Below are 18,148 nucleotides of genomic sequence, written 5' to 3'. Positions count from 1 at the left end.
GATGGTTGGTGTGCCGAGCGCGGCGTCGGATGCCGCCGGAACGGTCCGCGACGCCGCGCGCAGCACGCCGGCGGCGGTGGCGGTACGCGTCGGCATCCTGGCCTACGGCCTCACGCACCTGCTGATCGCGTGGCTCGCGCTGCAGGTGGCGTTCGGGGACTCGGGGCAGCGTACCGACCAGCAGGGCGCGTTCCAGACCCTCGCGGGGGGCACCGCGGGCCGCGTCCTGCTGTGGGTGCTGGCCCTCGGGTTCGCGGCCGTCGCGCTGTGGCGGGCCGGTGAGGCGGCGGCGGGGTTCTCCTACCGCGCCTCGCGCAAGGAGGAAGTCTTCTCCCGGGTCTCGAGCGGGGCGAAGGCCGTCATCTTCGCGGCGTTGACGGTCCTGGCGGTCCGCACGGCGCTGGGCGGGTCGTCGGGCGGTGGCGGGCAGGAGGCGGCGGCGGGCGTGCTGGGCCGGCCGGGCGGGCAGTGGATCGTCGGCATCGCGGGGGTCGTGATCGTCGTGGTCGGTGCGGTGACGGCGAAGCACGGCTGGGAGAAGACGTTCACCAAGGACATGACGTTGCCGCTCGACACCCGCGCGCGGCAGGCCGCCGTGCGCACCGGGCAGGTCGGGACGATCGCGAAGGGCGTGGTCACCGCGTTGGTGGGGGTCCTGGTGGTCGTCGCGGCGGTGCGGTTCGACCCGAACCAGGCGAACGGGCTGGACTCGGCGCTCAAGACGTTGGCGGCGCAGCCGTTCGGGTCGGTACTGCTGGTGGTGGTCGCGCTCGGGCTGGCCGCGTTCGGGGTGTTCTGTGCGTTCGACGCCCGCTGTCACCGGGTGTGAGCGAGTCGGTTCTTCCCGGAGCCGCGCCGCTCGCGTAGTTTCCCGACAAACGCTGCGTGGTATCCCAACCGCGTTCGCAGCCGAGGGCGGAGGTGTCCGGTGCCGTACCCGACCGACCACGAGCGTGATCGCCCCTGGGTGATCCGCACCTACGCCGGGCACTCGTCGGCGGAGAAGTCCAACGCGCTCTACCGGCGCAACCTCGCCAAGGGCCAGACCGGCCTTTCCGTCGCCTTCGACCTGCCGACCCAGACCGGCTACGACCCCGACGACGAGCTCGCCAAGGGCGAGGTCGGCAAGGTCGGCGTGCCGGTCAGCCACATCGGCGACATGCGCACCCTCTTCGATGCCATCCCGATGGCCGAGGCCAACACCTCGATGACCATCAACGCCCCCGCGATGTGGATGCTCGCGCTCTACGTGGCCGTCGCCGACGAGCACGAGGCCCCCCGCGCCACGCTCGCCGGGACCACGCAGAACGACATCGTCAAGGAGTACCTCTCCCGCGGGACCTACGTCTTCCCGCCGGCGCCCAGCATGCGGCTGATCGCCGACACGATCGCCTGGTCCGTCGCCAACATCCCCAAGTGGAACCCGATCAACATCTGCAGCTACCACCTGCAGGAGGCGGGGGCGACGCCCGCGCAGGAGCTCGCGTTCTCGCTGTCGACGGCCATCGCCGTGCTCGACGCCGTCCGCGACTCCGGGCAGGTCCCGCCGGAGAAGTTCGGCGACGTCGTCGGCCGCATCTCGTTCTTCGTCAACGCCGGGCTGCGCTTCGTCGAGGAGATGTGCAAGCTGCGGGCGCTGGGCCGGCTGTGGGACGAGATCACGCTGGAGCGCTACGGCGTCGAGAACCCCAAGCAGCGCAGGCTCCGCTACGGCGTGCAGGTCAACTCGCTCGGGCTCACCGAGGCCCAGCCGGAGAACAACGTCCAGCGCATCGTGCTGGAGATGCTCGCGGTGACGCTCTCGCGCGACGCCCGCGCCCGCGCCGTCCAGCTGCCCGCCTGGAACGAGGCGCTCGGCCTGCCGCGGCCCTGGGACCAGCAGTGGGCGCTGCGCATGCAGCAGGTCCTGGCCTACGAGACCGACCTGCTCGAGTACGAGGACATCTTCGACGGCAGCCGCGTCGTCGAGGCCAAGGTGTCCGAGCTGATCGAGGGCGCCCGCGCCGAGATCGACCGGGTCGCCGAGATGGGTGGGGCCGTCGCCGCGGTCGAGAACGGCTACATGAAGGGCGAGCTGGTCAGCGCGCTGGCCGAGCGGCGTCGGCGCATCGAGTCGGGCGAGGACGTCGTGGTCGGCGTCAACAGGTTCGACACCACCGAGCCCAGCCCGCTGCAGGCCGAGGGCGCCGCTGCGATCGAGACCGTCGACCCGGCCGTGGAGGCCGCCGCCGTCGAGGCCGTCACGCGGTGGCGCGCGAACCGCGACCAGACGGCGGTCGACGCCGCCCTCGACGCGCTGCGCGACGCCGCCAAGACCGACGCCAACCTCATGGACGCCTCCATCGCGTGTGCCAAGGCGGGTGTGACGACGGGGGAGTGGGCCGGCGCCCTGCGCGGCATCTTCGGCGAGTTCCGTGCCCCCACCGGCGTCTCGGCCGCCGTCGCGTCCGGGGAGGCCGCGAGCGAGATCGGCGAGGTCCGCGCCCGGGTCAAGGCCGCGGGTGAGGAGCTGGGCGAGCGGCTGCGCATGCTCGTCGGCAAACCGGGTCTCGACGGCCACTCCAACGGTGCCGAGCAGGTCGCCGTCCGTGCCCGCGACGTCGGCTTCGAGGTGATCTACCAGGGCATCCGGCTCACGCCCTCGGAGATCGTGGCCGCCGCGGTGCAGGAGGGCGTGCACGTCGTCGGGTTGTCGGTGCTGTCGGGCTCGCACCTGGAGGTCGTGCCGGCGGTCGTCGACGGTCTGCGCGCCGCCGGTGCCGACGACGTCCCCGTCGTCGTCGGTGGGATCATCCCGGAGGACGACGCGAAGGCGTTGCGGGACAAGGGGGTAGCGGCGGTCTTCACGCCGAAGGACTTCCGGCTGACCGAGATGATGGACGCCATCGTGACCCTGGTCCGCGAGGCCCACGGCCTGTGAGCCCGTGAGCCTGTGAGCGGCTCACGACTCCTGGTCGGTCTTCTCCTCGCCGCGGCGGCGGAAGAAGGCGAACCCGGGGATGCCGAGGATCGCCTGCCGGACCTCCTTGAGGACGTCGAGCAGCTCGTGGACGTCGGGTCCGACACGGTCGAGCGTCGTCAGGATCGGCATGATGTCGTTCTCGAGGTGCTCGGTGAGCTGCGGCAGGTGGTCGACGAGCCGGACCGCGGCGCGCACCTCGTCCTCGGAGAACTGCTCGACGAACGTGCGCGCCAGCGGAGCGGCGCGCTGCGACACGGGTCCCCAGGTCGCGAGCAGCGCGGCGGCGGCGTCGGAGGTCGACCCCGCCGATCCGACGACCTCGCCGGCCCGGCGCGCGACGACGCCCGCACCGTCGACGACCTCACCCGCCTGCTGCGCGACCCCCTGTGCCGCGCCGACGACCGTGGCCGCCTGCGTCGCGACGGCGCCGGCCGTACGGACGATCGTCTCCGCCTCGCCCGCGACCCCGCCGACGGTGGCGACGAGCTTCTCCGCGGTGCCGACGACGGTGGACGTGCGTGCGACGACGCCGCCGACCTCGGTCAGCAGGGCGTCGACGGCCGCGACGCTGCCGTCGACCCGGTCGAGCAGCCCGTCGACCCGGTCGGCGATGCCGCTGATGCGTTCGACGAGAGCCTCGGCGCCGTCGAGCAGCCGGCCCGCGCGCCCGGGCAGCTCGCCGGCCATGCCGACGGCGTCCTCGGTCCAGCCGGCGACGGCGCGGGCGCCGGCGAGGACGTCGGACGGGCCGAGGACGGGGAGCCCGGCGATGCGCACGACCATGACCGCATCATGGCCCATCCGCAGCCCTCGGCGCCCGTTCGGGCGCTGGGCAGAGTTACGACCGCGAGTACCCGCCCACACCGCCATCCATGGCCGCCGATCGGGTGAACGTTCGGTTCCGGTCGGAACGGCGATTGCGGTCGGATAACGACCCTTGATCCATGCCCGGTGACGTCGCGTGCAAACCCCTAGGTTCGAAACGGCGGCGGTGCCCTCCGGCGAGGGCACCGCGTGCGCGAGACCCACTGACGAGAGAGCCCCAGGGAGTCGACGATGACCGGCAGGACGTGGAGCAGGCGGGACTTCTTCCGACGCAGCGCCGTGGCAGGAGCCGTGGTCCTGGGTGGTCCCGCGTTGATCTCGGCGTGCACCAGCACCAACGCCGGTGGCAACGTCCTCGACAACGCCCGCAGCGCGGGAAAGATCAAGATCGGCATCGCGGGCGAGGAGCCCTACGGGTTCACCGACACCTCCGGCAAGGTCACCGGCGAGGCCCCCGAGGTGGCCCGCGCGGTGCTCAAGGCGATCGGCATCGACGACGTCGAGGCCGAGCAGGTCGAGTTCGGCCAGCTGATCCCCGCCCTCAACGCCAACCAGTACGACATGGTGTGCGCGGGCATGAACATCACCTCCGCCCGTTGCGAGCAGGCCACGTTCTCCATCCCCGACTACTCGGCGAAGACGGCCTTCCTGGTCCCCAAGGGCAACCCGCAGGCGATCACGTCGTTCCAGGACGTGGCGTCGAAGAACGTGCAGCTCGCGGTGCTCAGCGCCGCCGTCGAGCAGGGCTACGCCAAGGACGCGGGTGTGCCCGACGGCAACGTCCAGGCCTTCCCCGACCAGAACGCCCTGCTGCAGGCGGTCACCGCGGGCCGGGTCGCCGCCGCCGCGCTCACCGACATCTCGCTGAAGTGGCTGGCGAGCAAGAACCCGTCGGCGGACGTCGAGGTCACCGAGGGGTTCGACCCCGTGCAGAACGGCCAGCCGGTCGTCTCCGCGGGAGGGTTCGTGTTCCGCAAGGCCGACGGCCCGCTCGTCGAGGCGTTCAACGGCGCCCTCGACACCCTGCACAAGAACGGCCAGTGGGTGCAGATCGCCCAGCCGTTCGGGTTCACGCAGGCCAACCTGCCGGCGGCGGACCTGACGACCGAGAAGCTCTGCGCCGCCTGACCCGGACGGCCGGATGGACAACCTCGGAACCTTCCTGTCGGTCCTGTCCCAGGGCCTGCCGTTCACGATCATCGCGACCGTCGGCGGCATCCTGCTGACGATCGTGCTGTCGTTCGTCGCGGGCCTCGCGCTGCTGTCCTCGTCGAAGACGGTGCGGGTGATCTCCCGCATCTACGTCGAGGGGCTGCGCGGCACGTCGGAGGTCGTGCAGCTGTTCTGGATCTTCTTCGCGCTGCCCGTGCTCGTCGGCTTCCAGATCGTGCCCATCTGGGCGGGCATCCTCGTGCTGGGCCTCAACCACGGCGCCTACGGCGCGGAGATCGTGCGCGGCGCCGTGCAGTCGGTGCCGCGCGCGCAGGTCGAGGGCGCCATCGCGCTGAACCTGACGCCGGGCCAGCGGATGCGCCGCGTCGTGCTGCCGCAGGCGGTCGTCGAGATGATGCCGCCGTTCAACAACCTGTTCATCCAGCTGCTCAAGAGCACCTCGCTGCTGTCGTTCGTCTCGATCAACGAGATCACCCGCCAGGCCCAGCAGGTCCTCGTGCCGCGGTTCAACCCGCAGGCGTTCGAGATCTTCCTGCTCCTGCTGGTGATGTACCTGATCCTGTCGCTGGTCATCACGGCGATCATGCGGACGCTCGAACGGGTCGCAGCCGCGCGCGTCGGGCGCAGGCCGTCGGCGCGGTCGCGTCGGCAGGCGACCGGGGCGGGGGTCGCGTGAACGTCTGGGACTGGAGCTTCGCCGCGCAGATCCTCCCGGCGCTGCTCGACGGGCTGCGCATCACCCTGATCGCGACGGTCCTCGGCTCGCTCATCGCCTTCGTCCTCGGGCTGGTGCTGGCGATCCTGGGCAGGGGCCCGACGCCGGTACGGATCGTCGTCCGCGCGATCGTGGAGTTCATCCGCAGTACGCCGCTGCTGGTCCAGGTGTATTTCCTGTTCTTCGTGCTGCCCACGTTCGGTGTGGTCCTGCCGGCGCTCACCGTCGGCGTGCTGGCGCTGGGCGTCCACTACGCGACGTACACCTCCGAGGTCTACCGCGCCGGTATCGACGCGGTGCCCCGCGGCCAGTGGGAGGCCACCACCGCGCTCAGCCTGCCGCGGATGCGGGTCTGGACGGGAGTCGTGCTGCCGCAGGCGATCCCGCGGGTGCTGCCCGCGCTGGGCAACTACGTCATCTCGATGTTCAAGGAGACGCCGTTGCTCATCGGCATCGGCGTCTACGACATCGTGGGGCAGGTCCGTGAGGTCGGGGGCCAGTCGTTCCGCTATGTCGAGGCCTACACCCTCGCCGGCCTGCTGTTCCTGCTGCTGAGCTACCCGGCGTCGCTGGCCGTCCGGAGATTGGAGCGCCGCAGTGCCGTCCCTCGATAAGACGGTCGCCGAGCCGATGATCGTCTTCGACGGTGTCGAGAAGCGCTTCGGCGACAACGTCGTGCTCTCCGAGCTGAGCTTCACCGTCGCGCCCGGTGAGCACGTCTGTCTCATCGGACCGTCGGGCTCGGGCAAGACCACCATCCTGCGGCTGCTGATGACGCTCGAGAAGTGCGACGGCGGCACGATTTCCGTCGCCGGACAGTCGTTGTCGCACATGACCCACAACGGCAGACGTGTCCCCGCCGACGAGAAACACGTCCGCGACGTGCGCAAACGCATCGGCATGGTCTTCCAGCAGTTCAACCTCTTCCCCAACATGACGGTGCGCGGCAACCTGATCGAGGCGCCGACGCGGGTACTCGGAATGTCCAAGGACGAGGCGAACGCCCGCGCGACGGAGCTGCTCGACCTCGTCGGCCTCGGCGACCGGATCGACTCCCACCCCACCCAGCTCTCCGGCGGGCAGCAGCAGCGCGTGGCCATCGCCCGGGCGCTGGCCATGCGCCCCGACGTCCTGCTGCTCGACGAGGTCACCTCCGCACTCGACCCCGAGCTCGTCGCCGGTGTCCTGAAGCTGTTGCGCGACATCGGCTCCAGCACCGACATCACGTTCCTGTGCGTCACCCACGAGATGGGCTTCGCCCGCGACTTCTCCGACCGCGTGATGATGTTCGACGGCGGCCGCGTCATCGAGGACGCCGCTCCCGAGAAGCTCTTCACCGCCCCGGAACACGAGCGGACGCAGGCGTTCCTGCACGCGGTGGTGGACCGGTAGGCAGGCCCGCTCCGTCACCGAATCAGGCCGTGCCCGCGCAGAGCGCCGCCGTCGTGAGGCCCTCTGGCGGGAGGTTCACGGCGCCGAACCCGAACGGCGACGCCACCCGCAGCCACTCACCCGAGGCCTGGGCCGCGGCGAGGCCGTCGTCGAACGCCGCGACCAGGTCGGCGTCCTCGCGGCGGAACGCGAACCCGCCCGCGGGCACGACCTCGCGCCCGTCGATGGTCACCCGGAAGGGGCGGGTCACCTCGAGACGCCATCCGGGGTTGCGGCGCAGCTCGTCGAGCAGCGAGATGCGGGTGAGCACGGCGGCGTCGACGTGTTCGTCGGCCACGGCCCGCACCAGGGTGCTCTGCCCGTCGAAGGCGGTGACGACGTCGTCGGGCACCCCGGAGGCCTTCGCCCAGCTCTGCTCGGCGGACCCGCCGAGCACCCCGAGCCGCACGCGGCGACGGACGTCGGCGAACGAGCGCAGCCCCAGGGGGTTGCCGCGGCGCACCAGGAAGGCGGGCTGAGCGACGAAGTCGGGCCGCGAGAACGCCACCCGGGCGCAGCGGTCCGGGCTGATGGTCATACCCGCGGCGACGAGGTCGACGTTGCCGGCGACGAGGGTGTCGAGCAACCGGTCGAACGGCACCTGCACGGCCTCGATGCCGTCGACGCCCATCGCCTGCAGTACCAGCCGTGCCACCTCGGGGCTCTCGCCGGTGACGTGTCCGCTCGCGTCGGAGAAGCCGTAGGGCTGCTCGCCGGCGATCGCGACGCGGGCGACCCCCGAGTCGCGAATCCGTTGCAGGGTCGGGGTGTCGTCGGGGCGGCCGCAGCCGGCGGCCCCGGCCGCGAGCAGTGTGGCGCCGGTGGCGCCGAGGGCCACCAGCAGCCGGCGTCGGGTCAGCATCGCGGGCGACCCTAGGCGACTCCTGCGGTACACGCCCGCTCCGGGAGCAGGTCAGGCCTTGTGAGTGGCGATAGTCGCTATAGCGACTATCGCCACTCACAGGGGTTCGTGGAGCTCGTGGTGCGCGATCTTGCCGCTCGCGGTGAGGGGAAGGGCGTCGCGGAAGTGGAGGCGGGCCGGGAGCTTGTAGGCGGCGATGCGCTCGGACAGGAACGCGGTCAGCGCCCCGGCCGACAGCGTCCGGCCCGGTCGCGCGACCACGAACGCGACGGGCACCTGACCCTCCTCGGGATCGGACGCGGCCACGACCGCCGACGTCGCGACATCGGGGTGCTCGTCGATCGCCGACTCCACCTCACCCGGGGTGATCTTCGACGTCCGCCGCACGATCAGGTCCTTGAGCCGACCGCGGAACCACCACACCCCGTCGGCGTCGGCCTCGCCCAGGTCGCCCGTGTGCAGCCAGCCGTCGGTCAGACAGGCGCGGGTCAGCGCCTCGTCGTCCCAGTAGCCGGTCATGAGCATCGGCCCCCGGACGAGGATCTCGCCGGTCCCGGGGTCGGTGCGCAGCTGCGCACCGCCGACGGGCACGCCGATGCACCCGTCGCGGTCGGTGCGTGGGGTGCGCCGGATCGTCAGCCAGATCGCCTCGGTCATGCCGTAGCCGACGGCGATCGGCCGGTCCGCGATCGCGAGGAAGTCCCGTTGCAGGGCCGCGGGGACGGTGTCGCCGCCGGTGTAGACCCCGCGCAGCGAGGAGAACCGGTCAGCGGTGGCGCGCGGGTCGCGGACGACCTGGGCGAGCAGGTCGATGTGGGTGCACACGAGCGTCGGCCGGTGGGTGAGCAGCCCGTCGACGTAGGTGTCGAGGTCGAAGCCGTCGTAGAGGGCGACGGTGCCGCCGCCGCGCAGCGTCGTCAGGGTGGCGATGAACCCGCTGACGTGCACCTGCGGCTCGCAGACCTGGGTGACGTCGTCGGTGCCGACGTCGCCCATCGCCTCCGACGTGCTCGTGAGCATCGCGAGCGCCGACGCGTGCGAGTGCACGACCCCCTTCGGCGTCCCCGTCGAGCCGGAGGTGAAGAACATGACCGCGGGGGCGCCGGGGTCCGGGGCGGGCGGCTCGGGCCCGCTGCCCGCCGGGAGCCCGGTCCCGTCGACCACGACCTGCTCCACCCCGGCGAGGACGGCGGGGTCGACACGCTGCAGCAGCGGCAGCCGGGACTCGTGCACCACCAGCCACGACGGCCGAGCCCGGCGCAGCGCGCGCTCGATCTCGGGTGGGGCGAACCGGGAGTTGAGCGGCGTCGCGACGGCACCCGCGGCGAAGCACGCCAGGTAGGTCACGACCGTCGCCGGGCTGTTGGGCAGCATCATCGCGACGCGTTCGCCCGTGGCCCCGGCGGCGTGCAGCCGCGCCCCGAACGCCGCCGACGCCGCCGCCAGCTCGCCGTACGTCCGGCGGCGCTTCTCATGGACCAGCGCGACCCGGTCGGGGGCGCGGCGTGCGTGCGGACCGATCAGGTCGTGGAGTGCGGCGTCGTCGCTGCTCACGGGATCATCCTGGTGGGCCGGGCATGCTGTGATCAGCCGCCGTCCGAGTAGTTCGCGCGCAACCTCACGGTCGTCCTCGCGCCCCGCGACGACCGTCAGGTTGCGCGCGGTCAGTCGGTCCAGGCCGGGTGACGCTTCTCCAGGAACGCGGCCATGCCTTCCTTGGCCCCCGGCGACTGCGACATCGACGCCATGACCTCGACGGCGATCCCGTAGGCGTCGCCCTCCGGGCGGTCGAGCTGGCTGTAGAGCGTCTGCTTGCCGACGGCCTTGCCGAAGCGGCTGCCCCGAGTGGCGCGGGCGAGCAGGTCGTCGACGCGGGCGTCGAGCTCGGCGTCGGGGACCGTGTAGTTGACCAGCCCCCAGTCGGCGGCGGTGGCGGCGTCGACGACGTCGCCCGTCAGAGCCATCTCCATCAGCCGCTTGCGCCCGACGTTGCGCGCCACCGGCACCGCGGGCGTGTGGCAGAACCAGCCGCCCTTCCCGCCGGGCAGCGCGAAGCCCGCCGACTCGGCGGCGACGGCCAGATCGCAGCTCGCGACGAGCTGGCAGCCCGCGGCCGTCGCCAGCGCGTGGACGCGGGCGATCACGACCTGCGGCACCGACTCGATGGTGCGCATCAGCTGCGTGCACAGCTGGAGCAGGTCGCGGACGCCGGCGAGGTCGCGGGAGGCGACGTCGGCGAAGTCGTGGCCGGCGGAGAAGACCTTGCCCTCGGCGCCGAGCACGATGCCCGTCGCGTCGGACTCCCCGGCCTCGGTGAAGGCGCGCAGCAGTTCCCGCAGGTGCGCCTCGGACAGCGCGTTGCGCCGCTCGGGCCGGTTCATCGTGATCCGGACGGTGTCCCCGTCCTGCTTGACGAGCAGGTACTCGTAGTCCGCCATGCCCGTGACGGTACGGCCTTGCAGGCCTACCGATCCAGGCCTACCGTGACTGTATGACCGGAAACGCGAATCCAGTCATCGCGTCAACCGACGCGAGGCTCGAACGCGTGCTCGACGCGGCGGCCGACCTGCTCGTGCGGTGGGGCTACCAACGCGTCACGGTCGAGGACGTCGCCCGCCACGCCGGCATCGGCAAGGGCACCGTCTACCTGCACTTCCGCACCAAGGACGCCCTGTTCCTGACCGTCCTGCTGCGCAGCCACCACCACGTCGTGGCCCGGATGGCCGACCGGATGGCCGCCGACCCGGCCGAGGTGCTGCCCAGCCGGATGACGGCGTCGGTGTACCGCGATCTCGCCGACGACGCAGTCGTACGACCGCTTTACCTGGGCGATCCCGAGGTACTCGGCCGGCTCGCGCACGAGGCCGCCGAGACGCTCGGGGAGCTCGGCGGGAAGCGCGACGTGGCGTCGCGGCGCCTTTTCGGGCTGCTGCGCGACGCCGGTGCGCTGCGCACCGACCTGCCGATCGAGGAGCAGGAGTATGTCCTGCGCGCGGTCGCGACCGGGTTCCTGTTCGTCGACTCGCTGTCGACGCCCGAGGTTCCCGTCGACCGCGACCGGCGAGCCGAGCTGATCGCGCACTCGATCGCGGCGGCCATCGAGGAACCCGGCGCCGCCGCACAGGCCGGAGCCGTTGCGCCGCAAGCCGTCGCGATGTTCCGGGAACTGGCCGCCGACATGGATGCGGAGTGGCGGCGGCGCGTCCGCCGATGAGCGCGTCCGCCGATGAGTTGGGGGAGAAGATGACCGTCACCGATCTGACCACCACCGAGTTCGTCACCGACCCGTACACCGCATACGGGCGCATGCGGGAGGAAGCGCCCGTCCTGCGCGGCACGTTCTTCGGCGGGGCACCGGTCTGGGTCGTCACCCGCTACGACGACGTCCGCGCCGTCCTGGGCGACCCGACCCACTTCGCCAACGACCCGGCGGCCGTCCCGGGCAGCGGCGCCGCCGACCTCAAGCGCGACGCCATGGTGCAGATCGGCATCCCCGAGGACCTGCTGCACTACCTGACCGACAGCATCATCAGCGCCGACGGCGCCCACCACACCCGGCTGCGCAAGCTCGTCTCCCGCGCCTTCACGGTCCGCCGCGTCGGCGAGCTCCGCCCGCGCGTCGAGGCGATCACCGCGGCGCTGCTCGACCGGCTCGAGAAGCTCGGTGCCGGTGGCACGCCGGTCGACCTCGTCGAGGAGTTCGCCTACCCGCTGCCGATCACGGTGATCTGCGAGCTCGTCGGCATCCCGGAGACCGACCGGGAGGCCTGGCACGCCTGGAGCAAGGACCTCGCCACGATGGACCGCGAGCGCATCCCGACGGCGTTGCGCGACATGGTCGACCACATCCTCTCCCTCGTCGCGTGCCGGCGGGCCGAACCCGCCGACGACCTGCTCACCGCGCTCGTCCGCGTCGCCGACGCGGACGGCGACCGGCTCTCCGACGACGAGCTCGTCACCATGATCCTGTCGCTGGTCATCGCCGGGCACGAGACCACGGCGCACCTGATCTCCAACGCCGTCGTCGCGCTGCTGACCCGGCCCGACCAGCTCGCCGCCCTGCGCGCCGACCCGGAGCTGTGGCCGGGGGCGATCGCGGAGCTGATGCGGCGCAGCGGCCCGGTGCAGTTCGCGTCGACGCGCTACGCCCTGGCCGACACCGAGCTGGGCGGGGTCAAGGTCAAGGCGGGGGAGGGTCTGCAGCCCGCGCTCGTCGCCGCCAACTCCGACCCGCGGGAGTTCGACGACCCCGAGCGTCTCGACGTCGCCCGCCGCACCGCCGAGCGCGGCGAAGGGCACGTCGGCTTCGGGTTCGGGCCGCACTACTGCCTGGGCGCGGCGCTGGCCCGGCAGGAGGGGGAGGTGGCGCTGCGCGTGCTCGTGGAGCGCTTCCCCGATCTGGCGCTGGCCGTCGACCCCGGCGAGCTCGTGTGGCTGCCGGTGCCGGGGATGCGCCGGCTGTCCGCGGTCCCGCTGCGGCTGCGCTGCGGCTGGGCTGAGCTGCGGCTGGGCTGAGCTGCGGCTGGGCTGACCAAAACCCGCGCGCAACCTCACTGTCGTCCCGCAGCGGAAACGCGACAGTGAGGTTGCGCGCGATCTGTCGGGTGCAACCTCACGGTTCTCGAACGTGCCCCGGACGACCGTGAGGTTGCGCGCGGGGAGGGGCCTCAGCTCTGCGAGCCCGGGGCGACCGGGTCGATGAACGTGCCGGGGCTGGTGGCGCCGTCCTGGCGCAGCACCGCGCCGCCGGGCCAGCCGACCGTCGCGGAGCGGGTCTCGTCGGGCGGGGTCACCGCCATCCCGGTCGGCGTCCAGCCCGGACCGTCCTGCGGCGGCAGCCAGGTGATCGTCGTGTGCGCGGTGGCGCCGGGGGCCAGCGTCACCGTCGACGGCGTCTTCGAGGACCGGGGCAGGGAGTAGGTCGCCCCGAACGTGGGGTCGTTCGGTCCGGTCAGGTCGACGCCGCCGAAGCCCGTCATCGTGCACGGCTTCGCGGACCTGTTCGTCCACACCACGGTGGTGTGCCGCTGGCCGGCCTCACCGGTGGTCGCGCCCAGGGCCGCCTCGAGGTCGGCGAAGACACACTTCGCGACGGCACCGCCCGCGTGGGTGGTCGCGGCGGCCGCGGTCGTCGTCGGCACGGCGGTGGGGGTCGGGGTCGCGGTCGGGGTGGTCGAGGACCCACCTGCGCACCCCGCGAGCAGGGCGGCCCCGGCCACGGCGACGGCGGCGAGCGGGAGGCGCATGATCGACATGCGGCACAGGGTGGTGCGTGCGCGTCGCCGACGCCAGTGGGGACACCCGAACGAGGTCAGTACGACTTCGGCAGCCCCAGTGCGTGCTGGGCCACGTGGTTGAGCACCATCTCCCGGCTCACCGGCGCGATCCGGGCCGCGCGCACCGCGCCGATCAACCCGCCGACGCCGTACTCCAGCGACATCCCGTTGCCGCCGTGGGCCTGCACGGCCGCGTCGACGGCCTTGATCGCGGCTTCCGCGGCGGCGTACTTGGCGATGTTGGCGGCGTCGCCGGCGCCGCGGTCGCCCGCGTCGTAGAGGAACGCGGCGCGGGTCGTGGCCATCCGGGCCAGCTCGACGTCGATGTGCGCTGCGGCGAGCGGGTGCGCGACGGCCTGGTGCGCTCCGATCGGCGTGCCCCACACGTCGCGGTCCTTCGCGTAGGCCACCCCGCGACCCAGGGCGTAGCGGGCCAGCCCGTTGGAGTAGGCGGCGACGGTGATGCGCTCCGGGTTGAGCCCGGCGAACAGCGCGGACAGGCCCGCCTCCTCGCCGCCGACGAGCGCGTCGGCGGGCAGGGGTGCGTCGTCGAAGAACAGCGTGAACTGCCGCTCCGGGCTGACGATCGCCATGTCGATGGGCTGGTAGCTGACACCCGGGGTGTCGCGGGGGACGACGAACATCGCGGGCCGCAACGTCCCGCTCGCGGCATCCTCCATCCGCGCGACGACGAGCGTCGCGTCGGTCTCGTCGACACCGGAGATGTAGTACTTGTGCCCCGAGAGCCGCCAGCCGCCGTCCGGGTCGCGGCGCGCCGTCGTCGTGATGCGGTGGGAGTTGGAGCCCGCGTCGGGCTCGGTGATGGCGAACGACATCCGCAGCGAGCCGTCGGCGAAACCGGGCAGCCAGCGTTCCTTCTGCTCGGCGGTGCCGCTGGTGGCGATCACCGTCGCGACGATCGCGGGCGACACGACGATCAGCAGCAACGGGCAGCCCGCCGCGGCGATCTCCTCGGCGACGATCGCGAGCTCGACCATCCCGGCGCCCCCGCCGCCGTACTCCGGCGGGACGGCGACGCCCAGGTAGCCGGCCTTGCCCGCCTCGGCCCACAGCTCGGTCGTCTTCTCGCCGGCCTTTGCCTTGGCGAGGAAGTAGTCACCGCCGAAGCGGCCCGCGAGCGCGGCCACGGACTCGCGCAGCAGCTGCTGCTCGTCGGTCTCACGCAAATCCATGACCGTCCCCATTCCTGTCGCGCAGCATCAACAGCGCGTACGCGGCGAGCGTCTGGGCGTCGGCGACGACGCCCTCGCCGATCATGGCCTCGAACTCCGATCGCGTGAACCACCCGGCGCGCATGTCGGCCTCGCTGTCCTCGCGCCGCACCTCGCCCTGCGTCAGCTCCGTCGCCAGGTAGACGTGCCCGCGCTGGCTCGACATGCCGGGCGCGACGTCGATCGTCCCCAGCAGCTCCATCCGCCCCGCGGCGAGCCCGGTCTCCTCGACGAGCTCCTGGACGGCCAGGTCGTCGGGGTGCGGGGCGGCGCGGTCGGGCGCGGTGCCCGCGGGGAACTCCCAGCGCCGGGCGCCGACGGGGTAGCGGAACTGCTCGACCAGGTGCAGCCGCCCGTCGTCGGCACGAGGGATGACCAGGGCGTACGTCGGTTTGTCGATGACGCCGTAGATGCCGTCGGTGCCGTCGGGTCGGCGGATCTCGTCCTCGCGGACGGTCATCCAGCTGTTGGCGTAGACCTGCCGGGTGCTGAGGCGTTCCACGGGCGCGAGTATGGGCCGGTGCGCGCATCCCGGCTGATCGCCCTGCTGTTCGTGCTGCAGCGACGCCGGTCGGCCACGGCAGCGCAGCTGGCCGTCGAGCTGGAGGTCTCGGAGCGGACGATCTACCGCGACGTCGCCGCGCTCGTCGAGGCCGGGGTGCCGTTGTGGACCGAGGGCGGGCACGGGGGCGGGATCCGGCTCGTCGACGGCTGGCGCACCCGCCTCGACGGGCTCACCGCGCAGGAGGCCGCCGCGATGCTGACGACGGCCGCGCCGCAGCTGCTCACCGCGCTCGGGATGGGATCGGCGCTGGTCACGGCCCAGTCGAAGATGTTGGCGACGTTGCCCGCCGACCTCGGTGAGCACGCCCGGCGCATCGCCGAACGCGTCCACCTCGACGCCCCCGGCTGGTTCCGGACACCCGCAGAGCCGGCTCACCTGGCGACGCTCGCGCGGGCCGTCTGGGACCAGCGCCGGGTGCGGATCGGCTACCGGCGTGGTTCCGGTTCCGTGGACCGCGTGGTCGAGCCGCTCGGGCTCGTCCTCAAGGCGGGAGTCTGGTACCTGGTCGCCGGTGTCGCTGGCTCCGCGGACGTCCGCACCTACCGGGCCTCCCGGGTGGTGGACGCGGAGGTGACGGGGGAGCGCTTCGAGCGGCCCGAGGGTTTCGACCTGCCCGGCTGGTGGGTCGAGTCGGCTGCCCGGTTCGCGGGGTCGATGCTGCGCGAGACCGTCCGCATCCGGCTCACGCCGCGCGGTCTGCGGGCGTTGCCGCACGTCACCGACGCCGACGCGGCAACGGCTGCCGTGGCTGCCGCGGGTCCGCCCGACGAGGAGGGTCGGCGCGAGGTGACGCTCGAGGTCGAGTCGATCGAGGTCGCCGCGGGTCAGCTCGTGGCGCTCGCGGGCGAGGTGGAGGCCCTGGACCCGGGCGTCCGCGCCCTGCTCGCGGCCCATGCGAGAGCGCTGCTCGACAACAACTCGTGACCGGGGCGGGCCGTCCGCCCGGCGCCGCGGCCCCGACCTCGTGAGTGGCGATAGTCGCTATAGCGACTATCGCCACTCACAGGATCAGGCGGCCACCGGGACCACCGCCCGGCCGCCCGCGAAGACCTGCAGGGGGCGCAGCAACGCGGTCGTGTCGGTGACCGGGTCGCCCGCCACCGCGAGCAGATCCGCGTCGTATCCCGGCGCGACACGGCCCTTGCGCTCGCCGAGCCCGCACACCGTCGCGGCCACGGACGTCCCCGCGGTCAGCGCCTGCAGCGGCGTCATCCCCAGCTCGGTCAGCTGCACCAGGCCCCGCGGCAGCACACCGTGCGGCTTCGGCGGGGCGATCCCGGCGTCGGTGCCCGCCACCACCAGCGCGCCGGACCCGCAGATCGCCGCGGCCACCCCGAGGATCGCGGGCAGGTGCCTGCGGATGTCGGGCGGCGGCTCCAGGCCGGGGACCATCTCGAGACCGACGGTCAGGCCGACCGCGACCCGCCGCCGCACCACCCCGGCCAGCAGCTTCTCGTCGAGGCGCGGCCCGTCGGCGGTGACGAACGTGGCGTGCTCCAGCCCGTCCGCCCCGGCAGCGAGGGCATCCCGGATCGCGTCCACAGCGTGGGCGTGCGCCGTCACCGGCAGCCCGTGCGCGTGCGCCTCGTCGACCAACGCGCGCAACACCTCCGGCGGGAACTGCGTCGCGTCCCAGTTCGTCCCCGGGGTCATCTGCCCGCCCGACGCCATCACCTTGACGACGTCGACGCCCCGCTCCGCGTGCTCGCGCACCGCCGCCCGCACCCCGTCGGCACCGCTGGTGGCCGCGCCGAGGAAGTGGCAGTGCCCGCCCGGGGAGGTGATGGGCGGACCGGCGGCGACGATCGTCGGCAACAGCCCGCCGCGTTCGCGCAGGGCCAACGTCAGGTAGTCGCGGTCGCCGAGGTCGCGGACGGTGGTGACGCCCGCGCTCAGCTGCGCGGCCGCGGCGGCAGCCATCGCGTCGAGGACCTCGTCGGGGTCACGCTCGGCGAGCGTCGCGACCGGGTCCAGGCCCGCGTCGAACCCCAGATGGACGTGGGTGTCGACGAGCCCGGGCAGCAGCGTGGCGCCCGGCAGGTCGACGAGCTGCGCGTCGGCGGGCGGCGCGACCCGGGTCCCGGCGTCGACGGAGACGATCCGGCCGTCCTCGACGACGACGAGCGGGTCGCGGGCGGCGGTCGCGCCGTCGAACATCGCGGCGGCGCGAAGAGCGATGCGGCTGGTCATGACGTCGATCGTGGAGCCGGGCCCGCCCGCGGCCATCGGTGGAAACACCGATCCCGCTACGGTCTCCGCCGCGGCGGCCGGGCCGTCACCCGCCATCGGTAGGGTCGGCCGGGTGCGTCTCGTCATCGCCCGCTGCCAGGTCGACTACGTCGGCCGGCTGACGGCCCACCTCCCGATGGCGCCCCGGCTGCTGCTGGTCAAGGCCGACGGATCGGTCTCCGTGCACGCAGACGACCGCGCCTACAAGCCGCTGAACTGGATGAGCCCGCCCTGCTGGCTGGAGGAGCAGCCCGGCGTCTGGACCGTCCGCAACAAGGCCGACGAGTCCCTCGTCATCACCATCGACGAGGTCCTTCACGACACCCGCCACGAGCTCGGCGTCGACCCCGGCCTGGTCAAGGACGGCGTCGAGGCCCACCTGCAGGAGCTGCTCGCCGCCCACCCCGAGACCTTCGGCGAGGGTCACACACTCGTGCGCCGCGAGTACATGACGGCCATCGGCCCCGTCGACCTGCTCCTGCGCGACGCCTCCGGAGCGAGCGTCGCCGTCGAGGTCAAACGCCGCGGCGAGATCGACGGCGTCGAGCAGCTCACCCGCTACCTCGAGCTGATGAACCGCGACCCGCTGCTCGCCCCCGTCGCCGGGGTGCTCGCCGCGCAGCAGATCAAGCCGCAGGCCCGCACGCTCGCCGAGGACCGCGGCATCCGCTGCGTCGTCGTCGACTACGACGCGTTGCGCGGCATCGAGGACCCGTCCCTGACACTGTTCTGAGGCCCTTTTTCCCGGCCTCCGGTAATCGGGCGCCGGACCCTCGCGCGGCTCACCGCGCTGCCGGATGGTGGACCCCGCGACGTCCACATCGGGGTGGGCGGGAATGAGGGGGTTGAACCCATGGCCGACACCATGCGCGCACTCA

Annotated in this window: 18 protein-coding genes; 10 read left to right on the top strand and 8 right to left on the bottom strand. The window is 72.7% G+C overall.

The window, feature by feature from the left end; all coding sequences use genetic code 11:
- Position 1: 1 nt before the first annotated feature.
- The gene (locus tag PSU4_RS16440) at positions 2 to 829 is read left to right on the top strand and encodes a DUF1206 domain-containing protein (protein WP_147109067.1); all 828 of its coding nucleotides are present in this window, start codon (positions 2 to 4) and stop codon (positions 827 to 829) included.
- Positions 830 to 928: 99 nt separating this feature from the next.
- On the top strand, positions 929 to 2,920 hold the full coding sequence (locus tag PSU4_RS16435) for an ethylmalonyl-CoA mutase (protein WP_147109064.1): 1,992 nt from the start codon (positions 929 to 931) through the stop codon (positions 2,918 to 2,920).
- 21 nt (positions 2,921 to 2,941) lie between these two features.
- Here PSU4_RS16435 and PSU4_RS16430 read toward each other — a convergent pair whose 3' ends face one another.
- Entirely contained in the window at positions 2,942 to 3,745 is an 804-nt protein-coding gene (locus tag PSU4_RS16430; RefSeq protein ID WP_147109061.1) for a hypothetical protein, read from the bottom strand.
- Between the two features lie 273 nt (positions 3,746 to 4,018).
- Here PSU4_RS16430 and ehuB point away from each other — a divergent pair, with 273 nt between their 5' ends.
- From ehuB to ehuA, 4 genes are read left to right on the top strand one after another with little or no spacing between them, the layout of a single operon-like run.
- A complete protein-coding gene (gene ehuB, locus PSU4_RS16425) occupies positions 4,019 to 4,915 on the top strand; it encodes an ectoine/hydroxyectoine ABC transporter substrate-binding protein EhuB (RefSeq protein ID WP_147109058.1) in 897 nt (298 codons plus the stop codon).
- Between the two features lie 13 nt (positions 4,916 to 4,928).
- Positions 4,929 to 5,636 (top strand): ectoine/hydroxyectoine ABC transporter permease subunit EhuC, encoded by a 708-nt coding sequence (gene ehuC / locus PSU4_RS16420; protein ID WP_147109055.1) that lies wholly within the window; start codon positions 4,929 to 4,931, stop codon positions 5,634 to 5,636.
- Positions 5,633 to 6,289: an ectoine/hydroxyectoine ABC transporter permease subunit EhuD gene (gene ehuD, locus PSU4_RS16415; RefSeq protein WP_147109052.1), complete on the top strand. Its 657-nt coding sequence runs from the start codon at positions 5,633 to 5,635 to the stop codon at positions 6,287 to 6,289. The genes ehuC and ehuD overlap by 4 nt, the downstream gene beginning before the upstream one ends.
- A 16-nt stretch (positions 6,290 to 6,305) precedes the next feature.
- Positions 6,306 to 7,067: an ectoine/hydroxyectoine ABC transporter ATP-binding protein EhuA gene (gene ehuA / locus PSU4_RS16410; protein WP_147109181.1), complete on the top strand. Its 762-nt coding sequence runs from the start codon at positions 6,306 to 6,308 to the stop codon at positions 7,065 to 7,067.
- A gap of 22 nt (positions 7,068 to 7,089) precedes the next feature.
- On the opposite strand, the gene PSU4_RS16405 is transcribed toward ehuA, so the two are convergent.
- The 3 genes from PSU4_RS16405 to PSU4_RS16395 all read right to left on the bottom strand — a co-directional run bounded on the left by PSU4_RS16405 (position 7,090) and on the right by PSU4_RS16395 (position 10,406).
- Positions 7,090 to 7,968 carry a transporter substrate-binding domain-containing protein gene (locus PSU4_RS16405; RefSeq protein WP_147109049.1) on the bottom strand — a complete coding sequence of 293 codons (879 nt, stop codon included), beginning with the start codon at positions 7,966 to 7,968 and terminating at the stop codon, positions 7,090 to 7,092.
- A 96-nt stretch (positions 7,969 to 8,064) separates the two neighbouring features.
- Positions 8,065 to 9,522 carry a class I adenylate-forming enzyme family protein gene (locus PSU4_RS16400; protein ID WP_186817000.1) on the bottom strand — a complete coding sequence of 486 codons (1,458 nt, stop codon included), beginning with the start codon at positions 9,520 to 9,522 and terminating at the stop codon, positions 8,065 to 8,067.
- A gap of 110 nt (positions 9,523 to 9,632) precedes the next feature.
- Positions 9,633 to 10,406 (bottom strand): enoyl-CoA hydratase-related protein, encoded by a 774-nt coding sequence (locus PSU4_RS16395; protein WP_147109043.1) that lies wholly within the window; start codon positions 10,404 to 10,406, stop codon positions 9,633 to 9,635.
- A gap of 107 nt (positions 10,407 to 10,513) precedes the next feature.
- Between PSU4_RS16395 and PSU4_RS16390 the strand changes: the two genes are divergently transcribed.
- Together PSU4_RS16390 and PSU4_RS16385 are read left to right on the top strand one after the other, a co-directional pair.
- Positions 10,514 to 11,182, top strand: coding sequence for a TetR/AcrR family transcriptional regulator (locus tag PSU4_RS16390; RefSeq protein WP_373866060.1), 669 nt, complete (start codon positions 10,514 to 10,516; stop codon positions 11,180 to 11,182).
- The gene (locus PSU4_RS16385) at positions 11,179 to 12,483 is read left to right on the top strand and encodes a cytochrome P450 family protein (RefSeq protein WP_147109036.1); all 1,305 of its coding nucleotides are present in this window, start codon (positions 11,179 to 11,181) and stop codon (positions 12,481 to 12,483) included. Before PSU4_RS16390 ends, PSU4_RS16385 begins: the two co-directional genes overlap by 4 nt.
- A gap of 152 nt (positions 12,484 to 12,635) precedes the next feature.
- Here the strand turns inward: PSU4_RS16385 and PSU4_RS16380 are convergent, their stop codons facing one another.
- From PSU4_RS16380 to PSU4_RS16370, 3 genes are read right to left on the bottom strand one after another with little or no spacing between them, the layout of a single operon-like run.
- A complete protein-coding gene (locus PSU4_RS16380) occupies positions 12,636 to 13,223 on the bottom strand; it encodes a DUF4232 domain-containing protein (RefSeq protein WP_246115158.1) in 588 nt (195 codons plus the stop codon).
- Positions 13,224 to 13,279: 56 nt separating this feature from the next.
- On the bottom strand, positions 13,280 to 14,437 hold the full coding sequence (locus PSU4_RS16375) for an acyl-CoA dehydrogenase family protein (protein WP_147109033.1): 1,158 nt from the start codon (positions 14,435 to 14,437) through the stop codon (positions 13,280 to 13,282).
- The gene (locus PSU4_RS16370; protein WP_222596288.1) at positions 14,424 to 14,978 is read right to left on the bottom strand and encodes an NUDIX domain-containing protein; all 555 of its coding nucleotides are present in this window, start codon (positions 14,976 to 14,978) and stop codon (positions 14,424 to 14,426) included. The genes PSU4_RS16375 and PSU4_RS16370 overlap by 14 nt, the downstream gene beginning before the upstream one ends.
- An 18-nt stretch (positions 14,979 to 14,996) precedes the next feature.
- On the opposite strand from PSU4_RS16370, the gene PSU4_RS16365 reads away from it, so the two are divergent.
- Positions 14,997 to 15,965: a helix-turn-helix transcriptional regulator gene (locus PSU4_RS16365; protein ID WP_147109030.1), complete on the top strand. Its 969-nt coding sequence runs from the start codon at positions 14,997 to 14,999 to the stop codon at positions 15,963 to 15,965.
- 84 nt (positions 15,966 to 16,049) lie between these two features.
- Here PSU4_RS16365 and PSU4_RS16360 read toward each other — a convergent pair whose 3' ends face one another.
- Positions 16,050 to 17,231: an amidohydrolase family protein gene (locus PSU4_RS16360; RefSeq protein WP_147109027.1), complete on the bottom strand. Its 1,182-nt coding sequence runs from the start codon at positions 17,229 to 17,231 to the stop codon at positions 16,050 to 16,052.
- Between the two features lie 112 nt (positions 17,232 to 17,343).
- On the opposite strand from PSU4_RS16360, the gene nucS reads away from it, so the two are divergent.
- Positions 17,344 to 18,003 (top strand): endonuclease NucS, encoded by a 660-nt coding sequence (gene nucS, locus PSU4_RS16355; RefSeq protein WP_147109174.1) that lies wholly within the window; start codon positions 17,344 to 17,346, stop codon positions 18,001 to 18,003.
- Positions 18,004 to 18,148: the final 145 nt, after the last annotated feature.

Origin of the sequence: Pseudonocardia sulfidoxydans NBRC 16205, from assembly GCF_007989085.1 — a bacterium.
GTDB classification, from domain to species: domain Bacteria; phylum Actinomycetota; class Actinomycetes; order Mycobacteriales; family Pseudonocardiaceae; genus Pseudonocardia; species Pseudonocardia sulfidoxydans.
This window is presented reverse-complemented; position numbering and strand designations above follow the sequence as displayed.